Annotated in this window: 24 protein-coding genes; 14 read left to right on the top strand and 10 right to left on the bottom strand. The window is 58.8% G+C overall.

The features are described from left to right. Positions 1-106: 106 nt before the first annotated feature. Entirely contained in the window at positions 107-442 is a 336-nt protein-coding gene (locus OJ996_RS05810; RefSeq protein WP_264512150.1) for a hypothetical protein, read from the top strand. A 43-nt stretch (positions 443-485) separates the two neighbouring features. Further along, a complete protein-coding gene (locus OJ996_RS05805; RefSeq protein ID WP_264512149.1) occupies positions 486-1,244 on the top strand; it encodes a hypothetical protein in 759 nt (252 codons plus the stop codon). A gap of 154 nt (positions 1,245-1,398) precedes the next feature. On the opposite strand, the gene OJ996_RS05800 is transcribed toward OJ996_RS05805, so the two are convergent. The 5 genes from OJ996_RS05800 to OJ996_RS05780 all read right to left on the bottom strand — a co-directional run bounded on the left by OJ996_RS05800 (position 1,399) and on the right by OJ996_RS05780 (position 6,685). Then, complete coding sequence (locus tag OJ996_RS05800; RefSeq protein ID WP_264512147.1) at positions 1,399-2,103, bottom strand: hypothetical protein; 705 nt, start codon at positions 2,101-2,103, stop codon at positions 1,399-1,401. Between the two features lie 92 nt (positions 2,104-2,195). Beyond that, the gene (locus OJ996_RS05795; protein WP_264512145.1) at positions 2,196-2,666 is read right to left on the bottom strand and encodes a putative molybdenum carrier protein; all 471 of its coding nucleotides are present in this window, start codon (positions 2,664-2,666) and stop codon (positions 2,196-2,198) included. Between the two features lie 225 nt (positions 2,667-2,891). Further along, complete coding sequence (locus OJ996_RS05790) at positions 2,892-3,239, bottom strand: hypothetical protein (RefSeq protein ID WP_264512143.1); 348 nt, start codon at positions 3,237-3,239, stop codon at positions 2,892-2,894. A gap of 47 nt (positions 3,240-3,286) precedes the next feature. Next, a complete protein-coding gene (locus OJ996_RS05785) occupies positions 3,287-3,931 on the bottom strand; it encodes a DUF2637 domain-containing protein (protein WP_264512141.1) in 645 nt (214 codons plus the stop codon). A gap of 96 nt (positions 3,932-4,027) precedes the next feature. Further along, positions 4,028-6,685, bottom strand: a complete 2,658-nt coding sequence (locus tag OJ996_RS05780; RefSeq protein ID WP_264512139.1) for a hypothetical protein — start codon at positions 6,683-6,685, stop codon at positions 4,028-4,030. Between the two features lie 211 nt (positions 6,686-6,896). On the opposite strand from OJ996_RS05780, the gene OJ996_RS05775 reads away from it, so the two are divergent. After that, positions 6,897-8,573 (top strand): hypothetical protein, encoded by a 1,677-nt coding sequence (locus OJ996_RS05775; protein WP_264512137.1) that lies wholly within the window; start codon positions 6,897-6,899, stop codon positions 8,571-8,573. Positions 8,574-8,605: 32 nt separating this feature from the next. After that, on the top strand, positions 8,606-10,471 hold the full coding sequence (locus OJ996_RS05770; protein WP_264512135.1) for a recombinase family protein: 1,866 nt from the start codon (positions 8,606-8,608) through the stop codon (positions 10,469-10,471). A 58-nt stretch (positions 10,472-10,529) separates the two neighbouring features. Here OJ996_RS05770 and OJ996_RS05765 read toward each other — a convergent pair whose 3' ends face one another. Then, positions 10,530-11,213 (bottom strand): recombinase family protein, encoded by a 684-nt coding sequence (locus OJ996_RS05765; protein ID WP_264512133.1) that lies wholly within the window; start codon positions 11,211-11,213, stop codon positions 10,530-10,532. A 387-nt stretch (positions 11,214-11,600) separates the two neighbouring features. On the opposite strand from OJ996_RS05765, the gene OJ996_RS05760 reads away from it, so the two are divergent. From OJ996_RS05760 to OJ996_RS05740, 5 genes are all read left to right on the top strand, one after another. After that, positions 11,601-12,104 (top strand): hypothetical protein, encoded by a 504-nt coding sequence (locus OJ996_RS05760; RefSeq protein ID WP_264512131.1) that lies wholly within the window; start codon positions 11,601-11,603, stop codon positions 12,102-12,104. A 44-nt stretch (positions 12,105-12,148) separates the two neighbouring features. Continuing rightward, on the top strand, positions 12,149-12,631 hold the full coding sequence (locus OJ996_RS05755; RefSeq protein WP_264512129.1) for a hypothetical protein: 483 nt from the start codon (positions 12,149-12,151) through the stop codon (positions 12,629-12,631). 734 nt (positions 12,632-13,365) lie between these two features. Further along, positions 13,366-14,007: a hypothetical protein gene (locus tag OJ996_RS05750; protein ID WP_264512127.1), complete on the top strand. Its 642-nt coding sequence runs from the start codon at positions 13,366-13,368 to the stop codon at positions 14,005-14,007. Between the two features lie 282 nt (positions 14,008-14,289). Further along, positions 14,290-14,646 carry a DUF2958 domain-containing protein gene (locus OJ996_RS05745; protein WP_264512124.1) on the top strand — a complete coding sequence of 119 codons (357 nt, stop codon included), beginning with the start codon at positions 14,290-14,292 and terminating at the stop codon, positions 14,644-14,646. A 482-nt stretch (positions 14,647-15,128) separates the two neighbouring features. After that, entirely contained in the window at positions 15,129-16,448 is a 1,320-nt protein-coding gene (locus OJ996_RS05740; RefSeq protein ID WP_264512122.1) for a HEPN/Toprim-associated domain-containing protein, read from the top strand. A 331-nt stretch (positions 16,449-16,779) separates the two neighbouring features. On the opposite strand, the gene OJ996_RS05735 is transcribed toward OJ996_RS05740, so the two are convergent. Genes OJ996_RS05735 through OJ996_RS05725 form a run of 3 tightly spaced genes read right to left on the bottom strand, consistent with a single transcriptional unit; the run spans position 16,780 to position 18,906 of the window. Further along, positions 16,780-17,181, bottom strand: coding sequence for a hypothetical protein (locus tag OJ996_RS05735; RefSeq protein ID WP_264512120.1), 402 nt, complete (start codon positions 17,179-17,181; stop codon positions 16,780-16,782). 58 nt (positions 17,182-17,239) lie between these two features. Beyond that, on the bottom strand, positions 17,240-17,653 hold the full coding sequence (locus OJ996_RS05730; protein ID WP_264512118.1) for a GYF domain-containing protein: 414 nt from the start codon (positions 17,651-17,653) through the stop codon (positions 17,240-17,242). After that, positions 17,653-18,906 carry a hypothetical protein gene (locus tag OJ996_RS05725; protein WP_264512116.1) on the bottom strand — a complete coding sequence of 418 codons (1,254 nt, stop codon included), beginning with the start codon at positions 18,904-18,906 and terminating at the stop codon, positions 17,653-17,655. The genes OJ996_RS05730 and OJ996_RS05725 overlap by 1 nt, the downstream gene beginning before the upstream one ends. 119 nt (positions 18,907-19,025) lie before the next feature. Here OJ996_RS05725 and OJ996_RS26540 point away from each other — a divergent pair, with 119 nt between their 5' ends. Together OJ996_RS26540 and OJ996_RS05720 are read left to right on the top strand one after the other, a co-directional pair. Then, a complete protein-coding gene (locus OJ996_RS26540) occupies positions 19,026-19,289 on the top strand; it encodes a helix-turn-helix domain-containing protein (protein WP_425605548.1) in 264 nt (87 codons plus the stop codon). A 330-nt stretch (positions 19,290-19,619) separates the two neighbouring features. After that, positions 19,620-20,093, top strand: a complete 474-nt coding sequence (locus tag OJ996_RS05720) for a phosphatase domain-containing putative toxin (protein ID WP_264512114.1) — start codon at positions 19,620-19,622, stop codon at positions 20,091-20,093. Between the two features lie 665 nt (positions 20,094-20,758). On the opposite strand, the gene OJ996_RS05715 is transcribed toward OJ996_RS05720, so the two are convergent. Further along, entirely contained in the window at positions 20,759-21,094 is a 336-nt protein-coding gene (locus tag OJ996_RS05715; RefSeq protein WP_264512112.1) for a hypothetical protein, read from the bottom strand. Between the two features lie 105 nt (positions 21,095-21,199). Here OJ996_RS05715 and OJ996_RS05710 point away from each other — a divergent pair, with 105 nt between their 5' ends. The 3 genes from OJ996_RS05710 (at position 21,200) to OJ996_RS05700 (ending at position 24,452) form a co-directional block, all read left to right on the top strand. After that, on the top strand, positions 21,200-21,550 hold the full coding sequence (locus tag OJ996_RS05710; protein ID WP_264512110.1) for a hypothetical protein: 351 nt from the start codon (positions 21,200-21,202) through the stop codon (positions 21,548-21,550). A gap of 952 nt (positions 21,551-22,502) precedes the next feature. Next, a complete protein-coding gene (locus tag OJ996_RS05705) occupies positions 22,503-23,114 on the top strand; it encodes a hypothetical protein (RefSeq protein WP_264512108.1) in 612 nt (203 codons plus the stop codon). Between the two features lie 687 nt (positions 23,115-23,801). Then, complete coding sequence (locus OJ996_RS05700) at positions 23,802-24,452, top strand: PEP-CTERM sorting domain-containing protein (RefSeq protein WP_264512106.1); 651 nt, start codon at positions 23,802-23,804, stop codon at positions 24,450-24,452. Positions 24,453-24,463 lie beyond the last annotated feature (11 nt).

Below are 24,463 nucleotides of genomic sequence, written 5' to 3'. Positions count from 1 at the left end.
CGTGTGAGGTCTAATCCCGCCGTTTGGTTCCCGTTGCCAGCCGGGGCGACCGACAAATCCCCCTTGAGACCTTGATCATTTCCAAATCAGGTCTGAATCTCCTCACATGGCTAGCAAGAAAGCATCGAAGGGAAAGCGCTATTCCACCGAAGAGAAGCAGCAAGTGGTGGACTTCGTGAACCAGCACAACGCGGCAAACGGTCGGGGTGGAGCTGCCGCCGCCTCCAAGAAGTTCGGTGTTAGCCAGCTCACGGTCGCGTCTTGGCTGAAAAACAGCGGTGGTGCTTCGGTAGGCAAGGGCCACAAAGGCAAGGCGGTGGGAGCCGGTAGTCGAACCGGAGTCTTGGCTGAGCTGTCAAAGCTCGACGGAGTGATCGCAGCCAAGCGGAAGGAGCTGGACGCCTTGGAAGCTCGATTCCAAAAGCTGAAAGGAAGCCTCTAGTTTACTTGATTCGGCGGTTCCCATTGCTTCTTCGGTCAATCATATGAGCAGTCCAATCTGTGAGGCGCTTTTGGAAATGCACTATTTCCGGGCTTTGGTTCGTCATTTTAAATCCATACTGGGAGCTGATCAGCTGCAAATATTGAAACCAACGCAGCAGCGGGAGAAGTGGCTAGGTTTTGATCAGGGTTTCGTGCGTGGACCGCGGGCGGGCCGAGCATTGGAGGGAGAGCTAAAGGATTTCATTCATAGCAATGTTCGGCCTTTATCCGTGTTCCGCGCATTTTTCCTTCAGTTCAAAGTTGTCGATCAGCGCCGATCTCGCCGCGGGGCTCCCGCTGGCTGGACCAAGCCGTGGTATTCCGCCGATTTGAGCACGAGTCCCGACAAGGACACGAAAATTTCTCAGCACGAAACGCTGGTGCGCCTTTCGCAGCTACCAAATACCGAAGTGGCGTATGCTTGTCCGATGTTATTCGGTCTTGGTGATCTTGTCGATGAGCCAGATCCAGCAACGCTTAGAACCGTTGATGTCCGATCCGCCCCATCCGGTTGGCTCACCTCGGGAGGCCACCGATTGGCCTTCCAAGATCCGGTGGCACAAGCTTTTTGGTGCAGTGAACCGATTCCGGCGAAAGACTGGAATTTCACCGAAGCCCTTGAACGTCTTCCCAGGCTGGATGAGGAGCACCTTCGCAAGTTTATGGGCGAAGTTCGGGGTCTGGTATGGGAAGATACGGATCGTCCATTTCGGCGAAAAGTGCTTCCTCCGTCGTTGATAGTGGTCGGAACAAATCGCTAAGACCACTGGGACGGAGCTTCGTACACACAACGCCTGTGTCGGGCTCTTTGGGTGACGCTCCACTCGTTGGAACTCGCCCATCTCAGCGCCGTGATCCGGCGGCAGGCCGACCGGCAACAATCGTTCATCCGGAGCGAGATCCGTTGCGACAAATCTAACTTTTAACCTCCTGCCTCAGTGCGAAGCCTGACGAGGGGGCGTCGATTGCCGAGAAGCACTCCCAGCCGTTCCACTGGTGATGAACGGCTATTATCCAATCTTTGGCATCAGGAATCTCCTTCCGAATCGACCCCAATGCTGCCCTGACTACCTCTTCCTCGCCGAAAGACCCGAAGAGGCGATCTCCTGGAAGGAGTAAGACGCCGGACTGAAGTCTGGCGATCGAAGCTTTTCCGAACTTCCGCTTGGCAGCGCCAATGATCGAGTCATACACGGTATTGTTGGCGTCCTCAACGGCCTCATAGATATCGGCTCCAGCTGGCCCATACATCCAATTTTTAGCCTCGTCGGCATTCCGCGGCTTTTGCGAAATCGGGATGTCGTAGCGCCCGCGATTTCCTCCCTCCTTCCGGTGCAGGGCGTCCGACTGTTTCACGTGTCCAGGGGTGATGGAGCAAACCTCGATAGGAATATCGTTCGAGCCGAAGTGTCCGACTGCATCGGGCGGATCGTCGGGGTTGCTTAGATGGCTGGTTCCGTTGAGCGGCCCGAACCTTGATTGGAAGTGGTCGTTCCAGATAGAAAGGAATTGAACGACCTGCACCGATTCAAGCCATCCCTTCTCGTCCAACGCCGTGCGGGCCTCGTTAATCACACCTTGGACGCTCGTGTGGCAATTCCAGTCAATGCGGACGATCACCCTTGCAGCCTAGCAAAACCGGCGAATGGCGTCGAGCGAGCAGCTTGTACTTGGTAATTCGCCTCTCGTCCTACCCCCACGATGAGGATGACTTAGGAAATGACCGCCCCAAGTAGCGCCTTGGTGAAGGCGTGGACGTTGGGCGACGTGCTGGCGCGAGATCCCGCGACATTCAGAGCCAACGGTTCGCGGTCTTCTAACCAAGTGCGAACCTCGTCAATCTGCAAGTCGGTCGGCTGTTCCGCTCCCGCCGCGAACACCACAAGCACCGGTTTCTGCCTCTTCTCTGCGTGCGTTACCGTTAACTTCGAGCCGCCGGTGAGCTTGGAGTCGCCGACGATAACGAGCGTTGCGTCCGAGGTCTCGACGTTCAGCTTCGTCCGCTCTGGGTATTTGTCGGTCTTGGTTTCCAGCAGAGCATAGGAAGTTGGGATCGGCCCGTCCTCGGCCAGCCTTCCCATCGGGCAGAACCCACCGTGGGGAATCTGATTCTCGATGGCCCAGTCCAATGCTGCGCGATCTGCGCCGGTTTGGCCGCCCGAGATGATCTTGCGAATCGCCATGAAGGAACTAATCAGAACACGGCTGTCAAATTGGGGACACGTCCGCGTCGCTACCAGAGGCGAAAGGCCGCGAGGGCTACGAAAAGAAGGGCGGCTTTCGTAGCCAGGAAGAGCCAGGAAGCCCACTGGAGAAACGCTCCGTAACCTTTCCCTTTGGGTATATCAGAGGCGCGAGGCTACGGCCGGGAAAAAGCGGCTGCTCTGTTGCCCCCCGGGGTGCGCCGCTCAGAAGAGCTGCTCCACGTCCAGGTACCGAAGGTTCTTCTGGTTCCAACGAATGCCTGACACCACCCCGGGGATGCTTCCTTGCTTAATCGGCGTTGGCTTACCGAACGAGATCGAAGCCCGGGTGGCGGCTCCCTTCATGTCGGACGCGACTACCGACTCGATTGGTGCGGCGAACGCCTGGGTGCCGTCGCTTTTGACCACGATGATCTGCCCGCAGGAGTTGGCCCGTTTTATTGAGGCGATGAACCCGGGAGCAACCCTTTCCGTTTTGATCTGCTCATAGGAAATCTTGCCCTGTGCCAGCACCTTTGGCCGTTCGCTCGGCCGTACCACAATCGTCTTCACGGCCGCGCTCTAACAAAACGCGACGCGCCGTCAACGAATCAACGTGTTCAGGCGGCTTTCGAGCCCTTCCCCAGCCAGCGGGAGACGGTTGCAGCCGAGACCCCCAACTCTCGGGCGACAGCGGCCTGCGAGAGCCCTTTCCCAGCCAACTCCAGAGCTTTCGCGCGCTTTGCCCCGGCTTCGGGGTTCGCGGCCACGGGAAGGGCCTTCCCGGCCAAAGGAAGCACCTTGCGTTGCGGCTTCCGCTTTGCCGGGGCAGCTGGGCGCTCCGGGCCGAGTTGGCGGAGCAGCGACTCGAACGCGAGAAACAGGAGGATTGGCGGCGCTGCGGCGATGGCGGAAGGGACCAGGCCCTTCTCGGCGTGGGCGATGTTGAAACATACCGAGCAAAGGCTGATCGCCACCACCAACGAGAAATGCCAACGCCGGTCGCTCTCCGCACCAACCGCCGACGCCCGGAAAGCACTCAACGAGAAAATGATCGCCGCGCCATCCACCAAGATTGGGAAAATCCACGCGGATTTTGGGGGCAGGGCCCCGGTGCGGACCGCGAGATCGCGAAGCGCCTCGAACGACAGCGCGAAGGAGGCCACGCCCAGCAACGCAACCATCACGGCTGTCGCGCGACCGATGAGGTCGACCGGGCGGAGCGTTGAAACCAGGGCGGGCTCGGTAACTGGTGCATCGTTCATTCACCGGAAGTAAAACATGCGGTACAAGTTTCGGTCCCGCTTCCGTGATCCCGGCAATGTGCCGGCAGGATAACCTGCCGGCACATTGATGGCCGATCAGGCCGAGTCCGCGAGGTCCGACCATAGCGTCAGCTGCCGGGGGTCGGCTCCTGCCAGTTCGGCATGAAGGTCTTTATTGTATTCGAGCGGGTCGCTTCCGAGCACCATCAGCTCCTCGGGATCGAACGTAGGAAATCGGGATTTCAGCAAAGAGATCGCGTGGTTCACCTCCGGGGTCGGGCGGAGGCATCCTTCAATGACCTGAAACCGGACAGCATTCTCCACGTCCGATACCTTGACCTTGAAGCCCAGTTCCGAGATCGCCTTCGCGAGCTTGTCGTTCGATAGAGCCCGGTCGAGTCCGAGTCGGCTCCTCACGTAGCCGCGAAGGAACATCCGCAGCAACACGGTCACCCCGGTGGTGCCTTTCCGTGGCTTCGCCAAGCCAGGCTTTCGCATCACTCCAAGGTATCGCTCAAATCCATGGAGATCTTCCTCGGTCTTCAAGAACGTCTCCCTACCCTTGCTGAAGTTCGTCCATTCGTGGCGGAGCAGCGCATAGGATTCCGCGGAAGGAAGAGCGATCGTGGAAAAGAAGACGTGGTCTGTGCCGCGGATGGGACGGGTTCCTACCGACCCCGGGGCGTGGGAACAGACCCGCTTCCAGTCGAAGTCCATCCGGTTCGCGATGAAGAGCAGCTTCATGTTGAAGTCCACCCGTCCTCTCGCCTCGTAGATTTCGCGGAGACCACGCCCCCTCACTACTTCATCCTTCGGGGCTGCTGGATCGCGCTCGATGAACTTCTCGATGATAAAGCTGTTTGGATCTTCGTACCCACGGGGAACCGAAATCCCGGCCTTGGCGAGGAGAATGCCATCTACGTCCTCCACTTCGCCGCGCTTCATAGTCGCCTGCCCTCTGGTCCGCCAGGCGAGAACCTGACGAACCAGATGCTTCAGCTTGATGATCGCCTTGGATTTTGGGTCGAACCTATGCCTAGCTTCCATCAGGTAGGTGGACAGGCGACCTTGGGCGGCAGCAAGCACCTCCGGGATAGGTGCGTTGGTAATGAACCCGTCCGTGGTGGCGGACACCACCTGGTATTCCCGGGGGATTGCGTTGAGGATTTCGGCGAGTACCGCCCGGATCAGGCCAGTCACGTGCGACGCCATGTAGGGGTTGGTGATCTTCGACGCCGGGATTTCGGTCATCAGTGCGGCCCTGGTGTCAAAGACACGACGGCGGCGCAGGCCCTGCGCGAGTTTACCGTATGCCGAGTTACCGATCGTCTTGATCATCTTCTCGGGCGCGGAATCCTGGCCGAGCTGTGCCTCAAGCTCCGCACGTCGGTCCGTGACGAGCTGCGACAGAAGCTCGAACGGACGGGCCTCCTTCATCGGCATGATGTAGGCGATGTCGTTGAGGATGCGCATCCGCGCGCCCAGACGCAGAGCCAGCTCGATCTCAGGAGCCGTTGCCATTGAGACACCTTGGAGAGGAAAGATCAGCGAGTTCTCTCCGCGTACTGGCAAGCAAGGGAAGCGGGTGTCCGCGGGGAACGAGAACTTCACCGACGCCGCCCCATAGGTGTCGGGACCAAACTCGTGCAACGAACGAGGCTTGCGAATCCTTTCCCAGTCCGGAATTCCGAGGGTGCTAAGAGCGGTCACGTAGGCACCCACCAGGTCCCAGTCGCACCAGTCGTCCTCCGCGGTGGCCCCGAAGAAGTAAGTCTCGTTACGTCCGCCATGAAACGCGCTACGGGCATCGTTCTCATAGGCCTCGCGATTGGCCTGGAATCGCTCCTGCCATTTTCCGGTCTCGTCCTTGAAGCGTTCGAGCCCGAGCACCTCTAGCCGATCGATGTCGTTCGTTTCCCAGAGTTTGAGCACCAGATTGGTCGCAATGCTCCCCAAGGTAAGCGGAGGCACATCGGTACCCAACAATTCGTTCGCGATGCTGGTGGTGAATACCAGCCACTTGGCGGCAATCCGGGCATCGGCCAATCCATACTCGCGAAACAATTCAGGGTCTTCCTCCGAGAACTTCCGCATGTTCTCAATCGCGCCATCCGGAATCTCCACCTTCTTGTCGCCGAGCATTTCGCCGAGCACTTCAAGCTTGCGCTCGTCGGGGGCAAGGAGGGTGGTGTCGAACAAGCTGAGTTCAATCTCCCGCTTATTGTTGTTCCGGTCCCAGAAGTAGAAGCAGTGAGGCTCCTGAACCGACGCGTAGGTTTTCCGCAGCCCGTCGAAGACGGTCTTGAGCGCGTCGAAGTTGCTGAACGAGGTGAGGTCGGCAAGGCTCCAGTGGACAGCCAGGTGAACCCGCTTCGGCCAAACCTTGAGGGTCCGGTCCTCCATCCCCTTGGAAAGGACCTCCTTGATCAATCCCCCCAGAGTCATTCGTTGGCCCGGTTCCATCAGCTTGAACCAGTCGTAGGTTCCACCCGCGGAGATCACGTGCGCCTGATAGGACACCACGTCGTTCTTCTTCCGCACGATGGGTTTGGGCTCCTTGATTTTCGGCAGCTCTTCTCCTTTCGAGCCGAGGAGTTGCTTGATGAATTGCTTCTTCTTTCCCGCGTTCCAAGCTTGTTGCTTGGCTTCGCGAGCGGACAGTCCAACATCGAGCGCCGCAGCGACGTATTCGGAGTCGAAGCCGATGATCACAGAAGTTCCGTCGGCGTAGTGGTCGGTAAGGTTGAATTCCATAAGGCCGCCACCATGTGCCGACCGGCCGCATTGTCCTACGGGGCCATCCTCGTCCTTCAGGGGCAATCCTCAGCTTTCCCCGGGTGGCCCGAGGTCTACCTTCGAACTGGAATTCCCCCGAACCCTTGACAGCCATGTTGTATAGGTCCTAACAATGTCTGCTAAACGTAAATCCGCCCCAAGTCCCGCGCTCACCCCGGCAGGATCAACCATGGATCTTCTGACGTATACCCCCTATGAGGTCGTCGCCGGAAAGGTGCTTTCAAATCAAGCTACCGGCAGCGATGCCGATCTAGCGCTCTGTTTTGGTTCCGACGAGATTCTGCGAATGGAAGCACGTTGGCGGCTGAAGTCAGCGGCTTTCACCTCTGCCCTTGTAGGGATCGTCCAAGAGATGGCACGAAAGAGGATAGAACGCGAGGACTTTGCAAAACCTGAAATTCGAGCCAATCTCCAGAAGGCTCTGGAGCCCTACCATCTTGGCGAGTCCGGATTTTTGGATTGCGATGATCTACTCGAAGAATGCTGGAAGGAAGCTGAGGAACTGGCTCGGGATTTCCATGCTCGGAGCCCAATGATCCAAATCGTCAGAAGGGCGGACGGAGGCAATGACGGGTCCATCGCGTCTATTCTCAACCGCTATGGGTTAGGCGGGGTAAATAAGGGACCGGTAAAGGACTCGGCCCTCATCGTTCGCCCCTTGGTGATTCGAGCCATTGACGCTGCCCGTGTACTCCGCGAACACGGGCAGGAAAAGCTAGCTCCAGAAGTCGACAGCATGTTGAACGTGCTAATCGACCTGGATGTCAGGATCCTTCCCGCCCCAAAGTTCAAGCAAATGGCTTCAGAGTGGACGATCACAGAGTTGCGCGAGATCCATGACAATTTTGGTCGCGAGTTTCTGGGACTTGTCGCTGGATCAGGGAATCTGAAGGAGGTCACCGGGAATGTTGGCGGCCTGGGAGAAAGGCTGGCAACATTGTTACCGGTCCGCATTGAAAGGATCTGCGACCTCGACTACAGCGCCACAGTGGTCTCTGAGGCTGTTGAACGGATCATCAATGCCGATGGAGCGGAGGTTCTGCGCAAGGTTAGAGCAGAGCTGGAACCGAAGATTGTAGGTGCCCACGCCTGGTCGCGATCAGCGATTGAACGATACACTACCAAGGCGAAAGCCAAATTCCAGGAATCACAGAGTGACGGCTTCTTACGGAAGGCGCGAGAAAGAGTTACAGCAGTCTCGGCCGGCACTTACACGTCGCGTGAAGATTACGTGTATGAGCTTCAAGTCGGTGACTATCGTGCGATAATGGCCAAAATTGAGAAGGAGCTTCGTAAGGAGTGCGAAACCCAAGCCACAGGGGGTACCGCTGCATCTCCCGAGGGAGCTACCACCGCAACTTCTAAGGGAAAGTGGGTGAGCCTTGCGAAGCAGAAGCAGATCCAGAATGACGGGTATGATCCCGCTCTCATCGACTGGGCACGGATCGTGGACGAGGAGATCCAGCGAATTAGCCGAGTTGGTGTGCGTCGCGACTTCGAGAAATTGGTCGAATTGATTTGGGACCTGATCGTGGTCATTTCCGAAACCAGCTTTGCTTCCATCGGCTCCGCTTTTTACCGGGTAAGCGACAACTTCACCTACGCACGATATCGTCGCTTCGGCGATGCCCTTGCCAGCCTTGGCGATAATATGCGGCGGGTTCGCGACGGTACACTTACCAAGGGCGACAAACTACCGCCCAAGTCAGCGCCAAGTAATAACGTCCTAGTGCTGGACGCAATCCGCCGTACTTGGGCTGACCGCCAGGCCGACCTTGATCACATGGCCGCGATCAACGGTATGCAGATGAGGAATGCCCCAGGTGGCGGGGGTATGGCCCAATAGGCCGCTGCGCCAATGACGGACATGCTCCCTCCATGTATATTGGAGGAACTTGTGCGCCATGTTTTCCTGGAAGTTTGACGCAGCCAGCGGCGAACCAACCAGCACCCCAACCCGGACGACCGAGAGCCTGCTCGTTCGTCCGGGTTTCTACCCAGGAACAGGCCGAGGACGGACGCGCCGGTTTGCTCCGCCAGCGGGAGGAGGTGGCCCGAGTGATCCGATCCAAGGGCTACGAGTTGGTCCATCAGATCGAGCTGATCGATGTTTCGGGGACTGCGACGCTGCACGCGCCCGAGGTTCAGGATCTCCTGGTTCGGATCGAGCGTAAGGAGTTGGACGTCGTGGTCACGGCGGAGATGTCGCGTCTCCTGCGTCCCGACGACCTGTCCAGCTTCTCGCTTTTGCAGACCTGCAAGCAGAACGGCGTCTTGATCGACGTCGGCGGGTCCGCTCAGGATCTCAACAGTCCCGAGGGTTTCGTGTTGAGCGGGATATTGGCGCTCATGTCGGGGAGCGAGAGAATGACAATGCGTCGGCGGCTCGAAGCGTCCCGCGAGGCGAAGAGAGCCGCCGGTCTCTGTCCCAGTCCGCGCATCACGTTGCCCACCGGCGTTGAGTTCCTGAGAGGAAACGAGAATCGGTGGATCTACACCACAGACGTTGCGCCGGTCGTTGAGGCATTTCGGATCGTGGACGAAGAGGGCGTCAGGAACCTCTCTGAAGTTGCGCGTAGGACCGGACTTCATCCCCGGAATGTGCGTCACCTGCTCGCCAACACGATCTACAAGGGGATCAGGTCGATCACCAAGATGCGTTCGAACGAAAAGTCTGTGCGTCCGGATGGGCGTCAGAAGGACAAACGCAAGATTCCGAGACCATCCGACCGTTGCCTTTACGTTCGCGTGTTCAGCCCGGAGGATCAGGCCGTTTCCGACGCAAGGTTCGATCGCGTTCAACGCGTTCTCGCGTCGATTAAGGAAGCTCACGAGATCTTCGTCGAGGAAAGGCATCGCGGGTCCATGTTGAGCGGTGTGGGTCGGTGCGCTTGTTGCTCGGATCGCCTCTATGCCAAGACTCGGAGCTACAAGCTGGCGGACGGCAGGAAGCATTCGGGCCACTATCTGTGTGCGACCCACCACGAAAGTCGCCAGAAGGACCCGGCGAACCGGAAGTGCGGCAATGGTTGGGTGACGAAAACCGCTTTGGACTCGCTCGCATCTGCCTTTATTGAACGTTTCCTGGGAGACCAGGAGTTCGTCACCGCAGTCCTTTCGTTCGCCCGCTCCAAGCAGTCGAACATCGTCGGGTTCGCTGTCGAGGAAGCGACCAAGGCGAAGCTTGATGATCTTTCCCGCCGGGACGCCCGGATCTTGTCGGCGATTGAGGCGGGAGCGATGGAGATTCACGAGGGAAAGCAGGCACGACTCCGGATTCAGGAGCAACGGAAGGCCCTCCTCGCTTCCATGGATCACGCAGCGCCACTGGAAGACGACGTGGAACTCCGTGGCATTGCCGGACGACTCGCCTTGGGACCCGACGAGTGGAAGCGCCTCCAGACACCGAAGGAGCAGAAGGCATTCATCGCCGGACTGTTCACCGAGATCTACTTCCGCCGGGATGAGATTACCGCATTCCGGCTGGCCCCCTCGCTAGTCGGACCTGCGAACGGAGCATGGGCGTTCGCCGCCAACATGCCCGTGATTCTCGAAACGCCCTTCAGGATCACCGAACCCGAACCCGGGGTGCCGGAGGGAATGAAGGCATGCACAAGGTGCCGTCAGATACGCCCCCTCGATCAGTACTATCGCCACAAGGCCATTTGCCGCTCCTGCAACAGCGAACTTTACAAAGAGCGTTATCGGCGGAAGCGGGATCGAGAACGCGGGCAAGAGGCGTGAGCCTGCTGCGATTGAGAGGGCGGTGTCGGGCGTGTTCCGACACCGCCCTTTTCTGTTTCTAAGGGTTTTGTGCCTTTTCGAGTGGGCCCGAATCCAGCCTTTTGAGGAGGAGGAAAGTGTTACGGACGTGCCAGCGTCCGCCTCCGGGAGAGACGACTCCCTGCTCGTTCAGGGCGTCCCTGAAGCCGCGGACTGAGATGACGCCCGAGGAGCGGAGCTTTGCGACCTGCTCTCGGTAGTGTTCGGCGCGTTCGGTCGCCTCCCGCTTGTGTCTAGCGGCGAGAGCTCGGCCAGTCGCCCCGATATCGACGCCCCTGGCGCGGGCGGCCCGGAGGGCCTGCTTCGTGCGCTCCCCGATTAGGCGCGCTTCCTCTTCGGCCACGGCGCTGTAGACGTGGATCATAAAGCGGTTCGCGTTTGGCATATCGGCGGCCGAGAACGGAACTCCGCTGTCCATCAACGTACTAATTACCCGGACACTTCGTGCCAAGCGGTCAAGTTTCGCAATCACCAGGTGTGCCTTCCGCTTCCGGCAGATCTCCAACGCCTCCATCAGCTTCGGGCGGTTAGCTTTCCTTCCTGATTCGATCTCGGTCAGCTCCGCGATCATTTCGCCCGGCTTGTTGGCGATGAAAGCCTCTACGGTAGCTCGTTGCGCCTCCAGTCCTAGGCCCGAGCGACCTTGTTCCTGTGTACTACATCGATAGTAGCAAACCCACTTTGTCGGTTGTTCTGAACCCATCTTCGGTCATTACAACATGGGCCGCAATGTATCCGCACGAATGACCATTCGCCCGGAAACAAGGTTCCGGCGGCCCCATAATATCACGCTCATCTGACGGCCTGAACCGCTGCAAGCTCGTCGTTGCTGGGCATTCCGCACTGATCGGAAATGCCGATTCCGGGGTAGGATCAGGGCGATTCGATTATGTCGTTGATCCCTTCACCGCCCCTTGGAAAGCCCGCCATCCGGCGAGGTGCCGCAAAAGCTGCGGAATGCCCCCGCCACCTTGAGGATGGCTCAATTCCGGGAATCGGAAATGTCGGGCTCAATGTGCGAGTCAGCCGACGGCGCAGTGCCTGAGGCGACCCAAAAAAGCAAAAGCAAACCAACCGAATGGATACACAAATGAATGAGAATAGCAGCGCCACCGCGGCAACCGTCAACACCCTCCGCATTAACGCGGGTAACCTCCCGGGCTTCCGTCCGGCTACCACCAACCCCTCCCGCAAGAATTCGTCGGGCACTTCGCGCCGCCGCGTGTGGGAGGACACCATCCGCACGAATGCCGAGGCGATCATGAAGCACGTCGGGAGCGTCGGTCTGTCCGCGAGTGAGATGCTCGACGCCCTCACTGCCCTCGGCTTGAAGCCGTTTCCGATCCGCAAGGCCAACGGGCTCGGCGACGCGATGGGAATGGTCGGGCTCAACCTGCCGGTGATCGAGGGCTATGGCCGAAAGATCTACCTGCTGCTCCCGCTGGTGATGCCTGCTGCAGAGTGGGCGGCGCTGGCGTCGGATGAAAAGGCGCTCGACCTCTACGTCGCGGAGAAGACCCAGGAACTCCAGGCCAAGCCTGCGGTCACTGACACCACCGACACCACCGAAGGCCGCCTCGACGAAGCCGCTTAATCCAGCCAACCCGAAAGACGAACTTAATCACCATCTACTAAACCATGAACAACGAAAACAATAGCGGCGAAGCCCGCACCTACCGTACCCAGCCCACGATCGCGTCCTTGCAGGATCTCCTCCAGGTGATCCCCAAGGAGAACCAGGCGCTCGTCCAGAACGTGGTCGCTGAAGTCCGCGAGATCGTCACCAAGGTCCTGGCGGCCGGTGGTGTGATCTTCATCGGCGATATCGCGAAACTGGTGAAGTCCATCAAGCTCCGCCCGGACGAGGCGGCGTTGAAGGAGTTCATCGAGCTGGCCGCGGATGCGGAGTTCAGCGAAAGCGGCGTCGACATCAAGGCTGCGATCATCCACCGCACCCTCGGCACTGTTTCCCGCTACTACCTCGCCTATGGCGTGGAGGGCGAGGACGCGAAGAAGGCTCGCCGTGACTGGGCTGTCGCCTTGGAAAAGGCCCACAAGCACTTTGCGGACGAGGAGGACGGGGAGAGCGAGGGCATTGTCTCGGCGGCCATCGCCGCCTGATCCGCGCAGTGGCTGGTTAGAAGACAAAGGGGCGGACGTTGGAGACGGCGTCCGCCCCCTATCCCCCAATTCGAGTTCATGAAGCACAAACAGACCGAGAAATCGTTGAGAGATACGATCTTGAACGCCGCGTCCCTTTGGCTCGCAGAGAAGCAGTCCCCGTTTGCGGTCGTCGAGGAGTTCGCGAGCTTCGTTGGAAAGCCGCCGGTGAGAGTCCCGTTGACCGATAGCCTGCTTGCCGCGATCCTCGCGTGCGGGTTCCCGTGCGTCCGCGGTGACAAAGGCGAACGCGTTCTGTGGCTACTGCCCACGCGAAGCGGCAGTTCTTCCTGCCTCCCCTTTATTCCGTCCGAGGCAGTCCGACAGTTTGCCGCCGCTCTACCCAAAGCAGAAGCGGAGGCAGCCTAACAGCGTGGTCTTCTCTGCGCCTGGGACGGCCTTTCCCTGCGCTTTGCGGGAGGCAAGCGGGCTCGCACCCCTCGCGAAGGGGCAAACGAAAAGAAGGGCCCTCCCGTGGCCCGGAAAGGACCTAGTGGCCTCCGGCCCTAGCTGCCGCAGCTCGTCCAAGCGCCGTAGGCGCGCGCCCCTGATATACCCAAGTAGAAAAGTTACGGAAGCCCGCCGGAGAAGGCCTCGAAGCGCGGGAGGCCTACGAAGAGACCCTCGTCTTTCGTAGCTTCGCGGCTTCTTTCCAAGCTTTCTCGCCCAATCCCTAAAATCACTCCCTACAATCCATGAATGACATTCTGCTCAATAGCCCCAGTTCTTATCTTCCGGATCTCAATCGCCTTGAATGTTCTCTCCTTAGACACTCCCCGTGGGCCGATGCCCTGCGTGAGAAGGAGCGGCTATTGGAAAGCGTGGGCGTGGACGAAATGCTCCGGCAGGCGAAACGAGCAAAAATGGTGCAGAGGAAATACTTCGCGCCGTGGGTCTATCCGGAGAGCCGCCAAGTGCTCATCCCGAACAATCTCGACATCGCATTTCAGGTCCTCACGGAATGGTGGGAGAACCATCCTTTCGCGTGCGGAGGAATCGCGTTCGTCTGCGAGGGCGCAGGACTCCATCCGGGGCGGAACTTCCCGTTGGTGCCCTCTCCCCTCAATCTCATCTTTCCTAACGTTGAGTATTTTACCGACTCGCTGCACGAATTCGGATTACCCTCTCACTTTGTTGATGCTGCTAGGAAGCCCGTTTTCCCGCTATTCGGGGTGTTGGACCCCGACATCGATATGTCTCCGGACGAGGACGACTTCTTTCCTCACGATCTGCCACAAGATTTTGGTTGGGACGCAGAGCCACTCGTGAATGACCGGGCGCGGATGATCGCAACGGTTCGATATATGGCTCGCCGGGCGCGGATTGTAAGCCGATAGGTGACAAGCGAACGTGCGGGGCAATCCAACCGTCCTTATTGACAGGTGGTAAAACGCCTGGGCGGGTGCTCGTCAAGTAGACGGGCACCCTGCACCGATTGAGACAAGACCTCCAAGGTCTGAGATGCCTCCCGGTTTACCTGCGCCGGTCGTCGTGCAGCGACGTCCCAACCGAGCTTTCTCGTTCGGCGGAAGTGCTCCAACTGCCTTTGCCGGGTAATCGAGTCGGGTGGCCAACTTGACGGGAATTTTCTCGTGTGTTTCAACCGTGACCATTTCCCCATGCCCTTGATCCCAGAACATCTCCGTCAACGCCTCATCATCAACTGGGAACTCATGATCGTTGCTCCCGAAGCAGAGATCGAAACGCCGGACCTCTACCCCGAGGTGAAACTGTTCACGCCAAACGCGAACGCCATTTGGCTACTGACGGAGCTGAACCCCGACACGAACGTCGCCTACGGCTTGTGCGACCTGGGAGTGGGGCAGCCGGAGCTTGGATACGTTTCGCTCGATGAGCTGGAGTCGATCGCCACCGACGGATTCGAGATCGAAGTCGACCTTCAGTTCGACACCTACACGCCGCTTTCGAAGTATTCCGAGTTGGCGAAGGCTGCCGGTCGAATCGAGGACTGGTAGCCGCAGACAAAATGCAGATACGCGTTCCTGGTAGGTAAATCGCGGAACGATCCTAGACCAGCCCACAACGGCTTTGTAATGTGAACAGAAACGGCCGAACTTGACGAGTATTCTGCTCCAGTTTGTGAGCGAGCACACCTACTTGACCGGGGTTCGCGTCTGCGTTTCAACTCGACGATCCCGTATCCTGTGTTGCCCCCGCGTCGACTGCCCGGGCACCGAGTGTGAATGCCACTGAAGGCGAGGTTGTGACGGAAGTATTCCGGATAGGCCACGTTATCGAGCCAAGTTCAATGCTTTCGTCCAGTTCAAAGGAGTGTCTCCGGTGAAGATTGCCGGAGAAAAGCGGCACCTTAGCCTCCCGACAGATCTGCAAGAAGGGTTCGGCTCTGTTCGCGGTGGGTTCTCCTTTTCGTTGGCGATGGTCGAACATCCATTCCTGCCATTGACTTGAGAACCTGGCCCCGCAGACTCCCCGCTAAATGGGAAGCTATGCTGACGTGGAAATTGGCGGCCATTCTGTCATTTCGATGAAGTCTTATGTGACACCCGAACTAATCTCCTTCTTCGAGGAATGCGACCGCCGCATTTACAAGCGAAAATGGTCCGATGATGAGGGCTACACGGAAACGACAAGCGACGATGACCACGACGAAGACGCGGGACCCGGATATGAGTATCGGATCCAGGCGGCGAAGCTAAGGGATCGACTGGAGATTCAGGGGTTTAGTTTGAGGGCTGCCCAGGCGTCTTTTGAACATTCGGTGGCATCCAGTCTGGACCAGCTAGCTGAGGAAGGGTTTGCACCGGGATTCTACTGGCTAGAGAATGACCAGATTGAAGATTTTCTTCGGAACTACACCTTCGAGTTTTGGGTGGAGCAAGTGAGAGAATTTGTCGCATCGGGCAGGAGTCGCTATTGCGATCGGGAAGAGCAGGAAACGCTGTCCACCGCTCAGCGGATCATCCTCGATGACGACTTTGAAGATTTTTTGTGGGGCTTTCCGCTTTGCGATATTCGTCTGATACTACGTGGTTTGATCGAGGTGTTCCCCGAGACGGTAGAGGTAGTTTTGGATTACACGGAGTTAGTCTCGGCTGGCTACTATGACGGTACGGAACAATTGACCCTCTTGGCTAAGGCCGGCATCTCGCGAGAATTCGTTGTGAATTCCAAGATTGTGATCCTCACGGAGGGATCGTCTGATGCGGCTTTTCTTAGCGACTCCTTGAGAGTTCTGTATCCTCATCTGTTTCCTCTTTTCTCTTTCTTAGATTTTCATGAACCGCGGTTGGCAGGTGGCGCATCGAATCTTGTTCACGTGTTGAAGGGACTGGTTGGTGCGCAGATCGCAAACAGAGTGATCGCAATATTCGACAACGATACTGCCGCTGAGGAAGCGTTGCGGCCTTTAGACGTGGTGGCGTTGCCAGAAAGGTTCAAGGTCCTCAGATATCCCAGTATTCCGGTGGGTGAGGCATACCCGACAGTAGGTCCACAGGGGGAGGTGGAGATGGACGTCAATGGCCTAGCAGGTAGCATCGAGCTCTACTTTGGCGTAGATGTTCTGAGGGGCACCGACGGAAAGCTGGAGCCGGTCCAATGGAAGGGCTACAACCCATGTCTCAAGAAGTATCAGGGTGAGTTGATGGGTAGAAGACAGCTCGAAGAACGATTTGCGCGGAAGATTGCGGCCGCCAAGGACGGCGTCGGGGAGGCAGGGCTCGACTGGTCGGGAATGGCCGCTATTTGGGATTCTATCTTTAGAGCTTGTATCGACCAACCCGATCAAGAGGAATAGTTTGGCCAAGCCGGAACAGTCAGTCTGAATCAAAACCTCTTTATCTGGGAACCGCGGCAAGTCGGGAGCATTCGGCCGCTTGACGGGCCCCCGGACCTCGCCAATCGATGAACTCTTGCTCTCAATGCCAGCAAGGGACTCTGATATGACCTCACTTTCAGCGCGAGCGAGTCGCAGGCCTAGAGGCCACCTCTCAGAGGGAATTTTTCTTGGGCAGGTCCCAAGGCGATGCTGATATGCGGGCGATTCGTCCGAGCGCTTGCCGCGAATCGTGGAGCAGACCCATACAACCCCTTCTTATCGGAGCGGAAAAAGCACTCACCTCTTCGAATCACTCCTTCGAACTTCTGTCTTTCAGCGCGCGCACCACCTCCTCGGCCACGCGTCGGTTCCCATAGCTGTTAGGGTTGCTGCGCTTTCCCGCCAACGATCTGGCGACCGCGCTTTGCATCGCTACGATGTCTAGTGCTTGTGCAAGAGCTGGGAGATTACCGATCGAGAGAACCGTAACGCGAACTCCATACCACAAGATGGTAGCCCCCATGACGACGAAGAAGCTGACGAGGCCGCAAACGCCCAGGTTCACCACCAGCGATTCTTTGCCTTGGTAGAATGCTAGGAAGCACCCCGCGACAAGAGCGGCGGCGACGTTCGCGACGTATTGAAGCTGCCGTTCCATGATCGCCAGGATGACCAGGACCGCGATTTCGATGAGCAGACAGGCGAGCAACATGATTGGGGGAGCTTGGTGAATCAATGTCGGTTGTTTGGGCGACATGCCCCGTTCCGTTTCAAGGAGAGTGGGACGTGGGCCTTTGCGTAGAACCCTGCGTTTGCCGCGCCTTTATCGCATCCATTTGCTGGACGATAATGAAGGTGCCCACGGCTATCGCGATGAGTCCGACCGCCATCAGGATGTTAGCGACGCGGTCTCCCATCCCCGAATCGGCCTCCTGGGCGAAGGGGAGCGAATCGCCCTCGGCCGGATTGCCCAGCATTGATTCAAGCATGTCTGTCTCGCCGTTGCCTGAGGGATTTGGTGCGACCACGAGAATATGGCTGAGCGTGGTCCATTGCCCACCGCTCTCACTCCAGGCCTCGTCGTCGAGCACCAAGGAGCCGGTATCCAACATCTCCCGGATCTGGTCGGGCGAATACGGACCGTAGAGGCGGTCGCCGCGCCGGATTGTGATCGCTGCGTTCATCACTCCTGCACTTCCGGATCAAGTTCGCCGACGAGCGTCTCCAGGTGTGCCTTCTCGGCCTTTAGATCGGGCGCGCCCTTTTCCACCTCCGCGATGATGCGGGATGCCTCCATGCAGCGGTGGTAAGCGGGAGAGCCTTCCTTGACCGGCTTGGTTTTGTTCAAGGTGAGTGTGTTGATCAGATTGAGCGCGTCGGCGTGCCGCTTCCGCTCGCTTTCGATCTTCGACTTCACCGCCGCGAGATCGGCGCGAGCCTTCGCGAGGTCATTGTTCGCCTCGCTGGCCGGCTTCGATGCCTCCTCGGGGTCTTCGCCCGGCTCCGCTGCCTTCTCCGGCTTCTTATCGGCCGGTTTCGCTTTGGGGTTCCACGCCGGGTCTTGCTCCAGCTCTGCGATGTCCTTCGCCCGCTGGGCCTGCCGCTCCGCCTCTCGTGCGGCCTCTTCTGCCTTTTCCTTGGCCTTCTCTTGCGCTTCCCGGTCGGCTTGGGCGTCAGTGTAGGGTTTCAGCTCCTCGGCGGAAGCGCGGGCCGTTCCCGGCGCTTCGAAGTCCAGGTAACCCTTGCTGGTCAGCATCCCGAACACGATCATTGCGGGAATCCGGCGGGGCGCGCCGTCGACGGTCTCCATCTGCTCAGGTCCTGCATAAACGCCGACCAGCTGCGCGATGGAGGTTCCCTCGGTCAGCGCGATGTCATCCAGCGCACGGGGGTTGTCTGGGTGGAGCACCCACTGCTCCCGGCTGGCGGTATGGGACGCCATGATGAAGCCATCGCCGACCTGGTCGACCACTAGCCGCCCCGGGAGGATTGCGAGCTTCCCTTTCCGCTCCTGCGCGGAGAACATGATCTGACTAGCTCCAAGCGCCTTCGCGTAGTAGGCGAACGCCACCTCCCAGTCCGAAGATCCGGAACGCTTGATCGGCTTCCCGTAGATCTGATCCGCCAGATTCGGGGCTTCGGAGCTTCCTCCGCGGGCAGACGCCGCCCCGTCCGCATCCGAGGAGGCCTTTACCGTCCCGCTCGCTCCGTCACCGCCCCGGAGTATCGAGAACGCTCCTACGCTCAAGACAACGACCAACGCGACCGCCGCCAGCTTCGGGAGCGCCGAGGCCTCCTTGGCCCTGGCGGCGGGAACCAGAATTGGGGTCGAACAGCCGGGGCAGGCAACCTGCGAGCCAACGGCGTCCAGAGGCGCAGCAAGCTGTTTGCGGCATGAGGGACAGGCGAACTTGGTGGAGGAGGAAGAGGCTGCCATCGCCGGAATTACAACATCCCGGAGAATTCCGGTCAATTGGACATTGTCCGCTTTCGGACACCCATGTCCTCTCTCGGACATACCCGGATCAGCTCGTTCGTCGTTAGCTGAGATCTTTCTTGAAGCAGAAAGATCCAGACGAATTCACCAAGGGCCTGGGGGCAGTATTCCGTGCCGAAAGGGAGCGGCAGAAGCTTTCCCAGAACCAACTTTCCCGCGTCGCCGGAGTAGGTAGGACAGGCGTGATTATGTTTGAACGGGGTGACCGTATTCCCACCGTGTTCGTCTGCAAGGCTCTCGCAAACGCGCTGGGAGTAAAATTGAGCACTTTGGTCCGCAGGGCCGAAGAAAGCGAAGCCCGTTCCTCCGGCGACACCGCCTAGGGGTTTCCGCCTTTTTTTTGCCAGGGCCAAGGGCGAGGGGTAGCGAACCTACCCACACAGTTCGGGGCCTACGAAGCTTGCTCCGCTTTTCGTAGCCCCCTTAGGCCCGCGAAAGGCCCGAGAACCTCGGAAGAACGGCCTTTCTGCCGCGTTCCGTAAAGGTTCCGTTTGGGTATATCAGAGCGTCGGGGCTACGGCGCTCGCGCCTTTGCGGAAAGAGCCGAAGCCCGGCTTGCGCCCCATGTTGTATTAGGCGCTCCGATGCCTGAATCTCCCTTCCGCCCCGTTGTCCTTCCTCCGCGTTTCCCCGGCCGACTGTATCTGACCGAGATGCCCGGATACTGGAGAACTGCCGAATTCCACACGGAGTTCTGGCTGAAACTGACCAAGGGCAACTCGGAGGGCTGGGTGGTCTGCCTGGCCGGGGAAGCGGAGAGGAAGCGAAAGGCTCCCGACTACCCGGAATTCTTGGAGGCCGCGGGGCTCCGCGAGCGCTGGCTGGAGTTTCCGATTCACGACCGGTCGGTTCCAGACGATCTAACGGCGTTCATAGCTCTGCTGGACCGGATGATCATGCTCCTTCAGCGGCCGACAACTGTTCTCGCTTTCCACTGCGCTGCCGGTGTTGGGAGAACCGGAACCGTCGCATCTTCGTTGCTGGTTCGCATGGGCCTCCGCACAGACGACGCCCTTACCATCATTGAGCATGCTGGTAGTGAGCCGGAGACCGCGCGGCAGCTAGCATTCGTTCAGGAGATCATCCCGACCTCAGGCCGACATCCAGCCGATGATCAGCCACTTTAGCGCCAGAGCCAACAATGGTCGGGACGACGGCAAGGATTCGCCACTGCCTGGCCCCAACGCTCGGGCGCTTACGAAACCTGTTGAGGTCGTCGTAGCTTCCCGCCTTGCTGAAGGGCCCGAGACGGTGGGTCCTCCCGTCCGTACTCTTAGAATTGCGTCTCGGGCCATACCAGCGAACCAACTCCAGGACGGGGTGCCCCCCTCAGCTCCACCTCTTATACCGCGGAGGCCTCTTTCGAGAGCCCTGCATCAACCAAGGCCTCGCAGGCGTGAGCATCGAGATCGACCGACTGGTCCGAATTGATGATCCGAAGGACGGTGCGGGGTTCGGGGCTTGGCTGCCACATCACGAGGGGCGACGACGGATGCCGTAGCACAGCCCTCGCTGCGTCGTTCCTGAGGCCTTCAGGGATGCGATGTTCGTTGAGGATCACGACAGCGCGCTCGACCTTTGGACGTAAGGACGCCGTCTGTCTCTCGCTCCAGTTTGCGATTGAGGAATCGTACTTCGTTGCAGTCTTGGACACGGTGGAACCACCCGTTGCTTAAAACCAAGCGTGGGCGACTTTCCGGACCGGTGGGCGCAGTGACTCGCTTGTCCGCCCGGCCCAGTAGGGCGGATTTGACTGACCTGAGCAAAAGCCCCGCCTCCCCGAGGACGGTCGTCAGGCATGCGGCGGCGGGAGTAGGTCGCCCCGGACCTTCTCTTCCGGCAAGGCCCTCATGCGTCTCGCGACTCCCTGCCACCAACTTTCTCCCCGCCCGCCTGTCGCCAGCAGGATTCGTGCGCTATCCAACATGTCACCCAACTGCCGGGCCCTGGATTGAGCGGCGTCGGCCGCCTCCAGGAGTTTTTTCCCGATACTTTCGGAGACCATATCCTGCTCGGAGATTGCCTTCAATTTGGATGCCAGGGTCAGCTCTGAGCGCATGGCGCGCTCCAAAATCTTATGACTCAAACGAGCTGTTTCCAGAGCCTCGTCGGCGGTGGATTTCCTCATGGGCGCGTCAATTTTCATACACGCCATACCCTTTCAAGCACGAATTCCCATCTCCGACGCCTGACGGTGAAGCGAATAAGCGGGCCCGAAAATGGAGCCTCAACCATGGGCCCGGACGGCGTGCGTGACGCTTGCGGAGAGCGATCGAAAGCCGCAGGCTCCGAGCCTATGAACCAATACTTCTCCGCTCTGGATGCGTTGTTGGATGCCGTCGACCCAGCCGATCAGGTAGGGAACCTGAAGATCTTCGCCGCCGTCGATTCCCTTACCCGCACGATTGAAGAAAGCTTGGATCTTCCTCCGCGAGTGGTGGAAAAGCTCCGGAAGTTTCGCTGGGAAACGCTGTATGCGATCGTCCCCGGAGAGCAGATGAGGCATCTCCCTTCTGCTCACTACATCTCCGAAGCGCGGTTTGCCCTCAGACAGGCCGCGGAAGAATTTGTGCGAGATATGTAACGGCCGTCCAAGGCGTTCCCTTGCTCCTTCTCGCTTGACGAGTCATCAGGTAGGGGGCATCGGGAATTATGGATCCTGACCCGGCTGACTACTGGTGGGGGCTCTTCTTCGGGGCCGCCGCGCTTCTTGTGGTCGCACTCATAATCGCGATCGCCTACCACATCGAGAGGGAAGCTTTCTTGCCGTTCCGAAAGCACCCGCTGCAGGTCAGCCCTTAGTGACTGGCGACATGGAAGCTTGATAATCTTCCTAGCGCCATTTTCTGGTCCACGTCGCGTCGCAATGTCGGAATCCTCCCGCGCAATGAACAAGCTGAGCGGGGTCTCCTTCGAACCATGTTGGATTGCGCGATTTCTTCCACGTTCTCGCCTATTTGCGAAGCTGGTAGATACGGCCTCCACGTCGGCAGTGAGTGAAAACGACACTGTTAGTGCGAAGGCCGATTTCAGGAACGCGGGTTGAGGCGCAATGCCGGAAGACAGATCAGGACTGGAGCCCCGGGCAGCTTCGGCGCGAACGACCTCATCACGAGTGTCCGTGGCATCAAGCCGGAAATCCCCTCGGCGAAGATGGCAGCCGCATTGTTCGCTTCCAGCTATTCGAAAAGAATGCAGATCCCGTCGCTCACCAATGAAATGAAGCGCAGCGAAACCCCGAAGGACTTGAACATGCCTCCTGAGCTGCATCGTGGTCATGAAAAACCCTGTCGCACTAGTCGCACAGTATCCGATTCAACACCACCCACCCGGAACGAACCATCATCATGAGTGACAACAATGGGCTTTTAGGGCTTGCTCCGCCCGGAAGACAGAAGATCCCCAAGATCGCAACCCCTCCGGCTTGCAGTTGTCCTTGCAGGGCTCAACAGCTACGGGTCGCTGCCATGGCTATGGCCCCAGAAGGGAGTAATAACGTCTTGGCACGCTGATTATCGAAACCTAAACGGTTGAAGATGATTTGGAACGACGCTCAAAGCAACGGACAGAATCGATATCGTCCCCTTCACTTTTCTACTGATCCGGGCGGCGGGCCTCGGTTCGGCGGCTTTCCTCCAGAAGGGGTCCTGCCACCCGTCCTCAATCCCTTCACGCGCTTTCTGCTGAGTGTTCCGCTGGCAGACGGTCTGGAACTCTCCTTGTTCTCGTCATTTGATATGAGCGGCGATGGAAACCTGAGCCCTTATAACAAGGCATTCGAGCTTATGGGCGAAGACGAGAAGATCATCCAATTCGTCGTTCATCCTCCCACCGCTACGAGTGCCTCGTCACCGGAATGGAGCGGGTTCCCGCCCTGCGCTCTCGTAATGGGAAACGTTACCCCGGAGAGGGAGGGTAATCCCTACGAGCACCACAAAATCGGAGGCAGGCCTCACTTTGAGAAGGATTTCGGAATGGCGCAGGCAGTGGAAACCATGGTCGATTATGTCCACCTGCTCCAACTCGCTTTCCCAGTGGGGCCCGGGGACGCGACCCTGAATATCACATGGCCGTTCGGGACTTGGGTGTTTCACGTGTTCGGCCGTAAGAAACTGGACGAATGGTCATTCGCTTATTGCTGGAGCTAGCCTGCCCGCCCAGAAATAGCTCCGGTTCAGGGTGGGAGGTCGGGACCCGCAAGTCCACCCCGTGTGCAACAGCACCCGCGAGGTTTTGACCCCGTTCTGTCCATAAACTCGCCTGCGCTCTCATGCGGCTCCCGGTGGTAGTTGCCGAGCAGGCCTCCAGGCGCTTCCGGGCTCCCTGTCTACTCTAGCGGAGGACAAGCTACATCGGGACCCATCCAGCGCGAGCCTGGCCTACATCGATACTTCTCGGCACGCCACCGCGCATGTCCGCCGCGAGATGGCCCACTCGTCGACCTCCGTCTCGAAGGCCTGCACGTCCGCCGGCACCTTTGCCCCACCGAGCAACGCGCCGCCGCGAGCCTCCCGTGGCCGGCCACGATAAACCCTCCGCGCGGGGAGACGACGATAGGATTTCGCCATCCTGATGCCGGATGATCCAGACAAGAAGCTCGATCTGCGTCTGCGGTGGCGGTTTGGGTTCCGCGGGTGCTCCACCAGCATAGCGTAATCGCGGAGTTTGATGGGTGCAGTGGATGGGCGGGGGACGGCGACGAGAAACGGTGCGCACGAGCAATTTGTCAGCCTTGCGAAAGCCAGCCAGAATTCGATTTGGTCCTGCTCCACCAACACTTTGCTTGAATGCGAGAGCTTGGTGGGGTAGCCCGCTGGGACCATCCAATCGAACACATGACGCTCCCCCCTCTTGGTGTCGCAATTCTCGCGTCCGCTTTGCTCCTTCCGTCTGGAGCAACGGCCGCAGTCTCAGCGTTCCTCAATCGCGCAGCATTTGAAACCACTGTCTCCTTCCAACAATCTTGGGACTTCGAAAACTTGGAGACCGGCACCCAACACATCCAGGTCTCCGATCCGGGTGGTTCGATCACGATTCCATTTGCGTTGGCCAATCCTCTCCCCGCGTCCGCAGTTCCACCGGCGACGACCCTATCCGGCACCGTCATTTACTTCAATCCTCAGGGGGCGAAAGCCTTCGAGTTCACCCCCCAAGTCTCCGCATTTGGCATTTCGATCATCTGGTCTCCAACTCAGAATCCCGACGGAGTCGGACTCGAGCTCTTCGACTCGAACGGAGGGCTCTTGGCAACCGTTACGACGAACGTAGCGGACTCTCTCAGCGGGCCGTTTACCACGAGTGCCGGAGATACCTACGAAGGCTTCCTAGGCTTCACTTCGGACACCCCCGTTTCCTCGATCCGATTCAACCATCTCGAAGGCTCGATAATGTTCGACAACCCCGCTTGGACATCCGTTCCAGAACCGTCGCAAGCGGCTTTGCTTTCGGCCGGTCTAATCGGGTTTTTGATGCGTCGCCGCAGGTAGCGGCGCCCCGG

Source organism: Luteolibacter rhizosphaerae, assembly GCF_025950095.1.
Lineage (GTDB): Bacteria > Verrucomicrobiota > Verrucomicrobiia > Verrucomicrobiales > Akkermansiaceae > Haloferula > Haloferula rhizosphaerae.
This window is presented reverse-complemented; position numbering and strand designations above follow the sequence as displayed.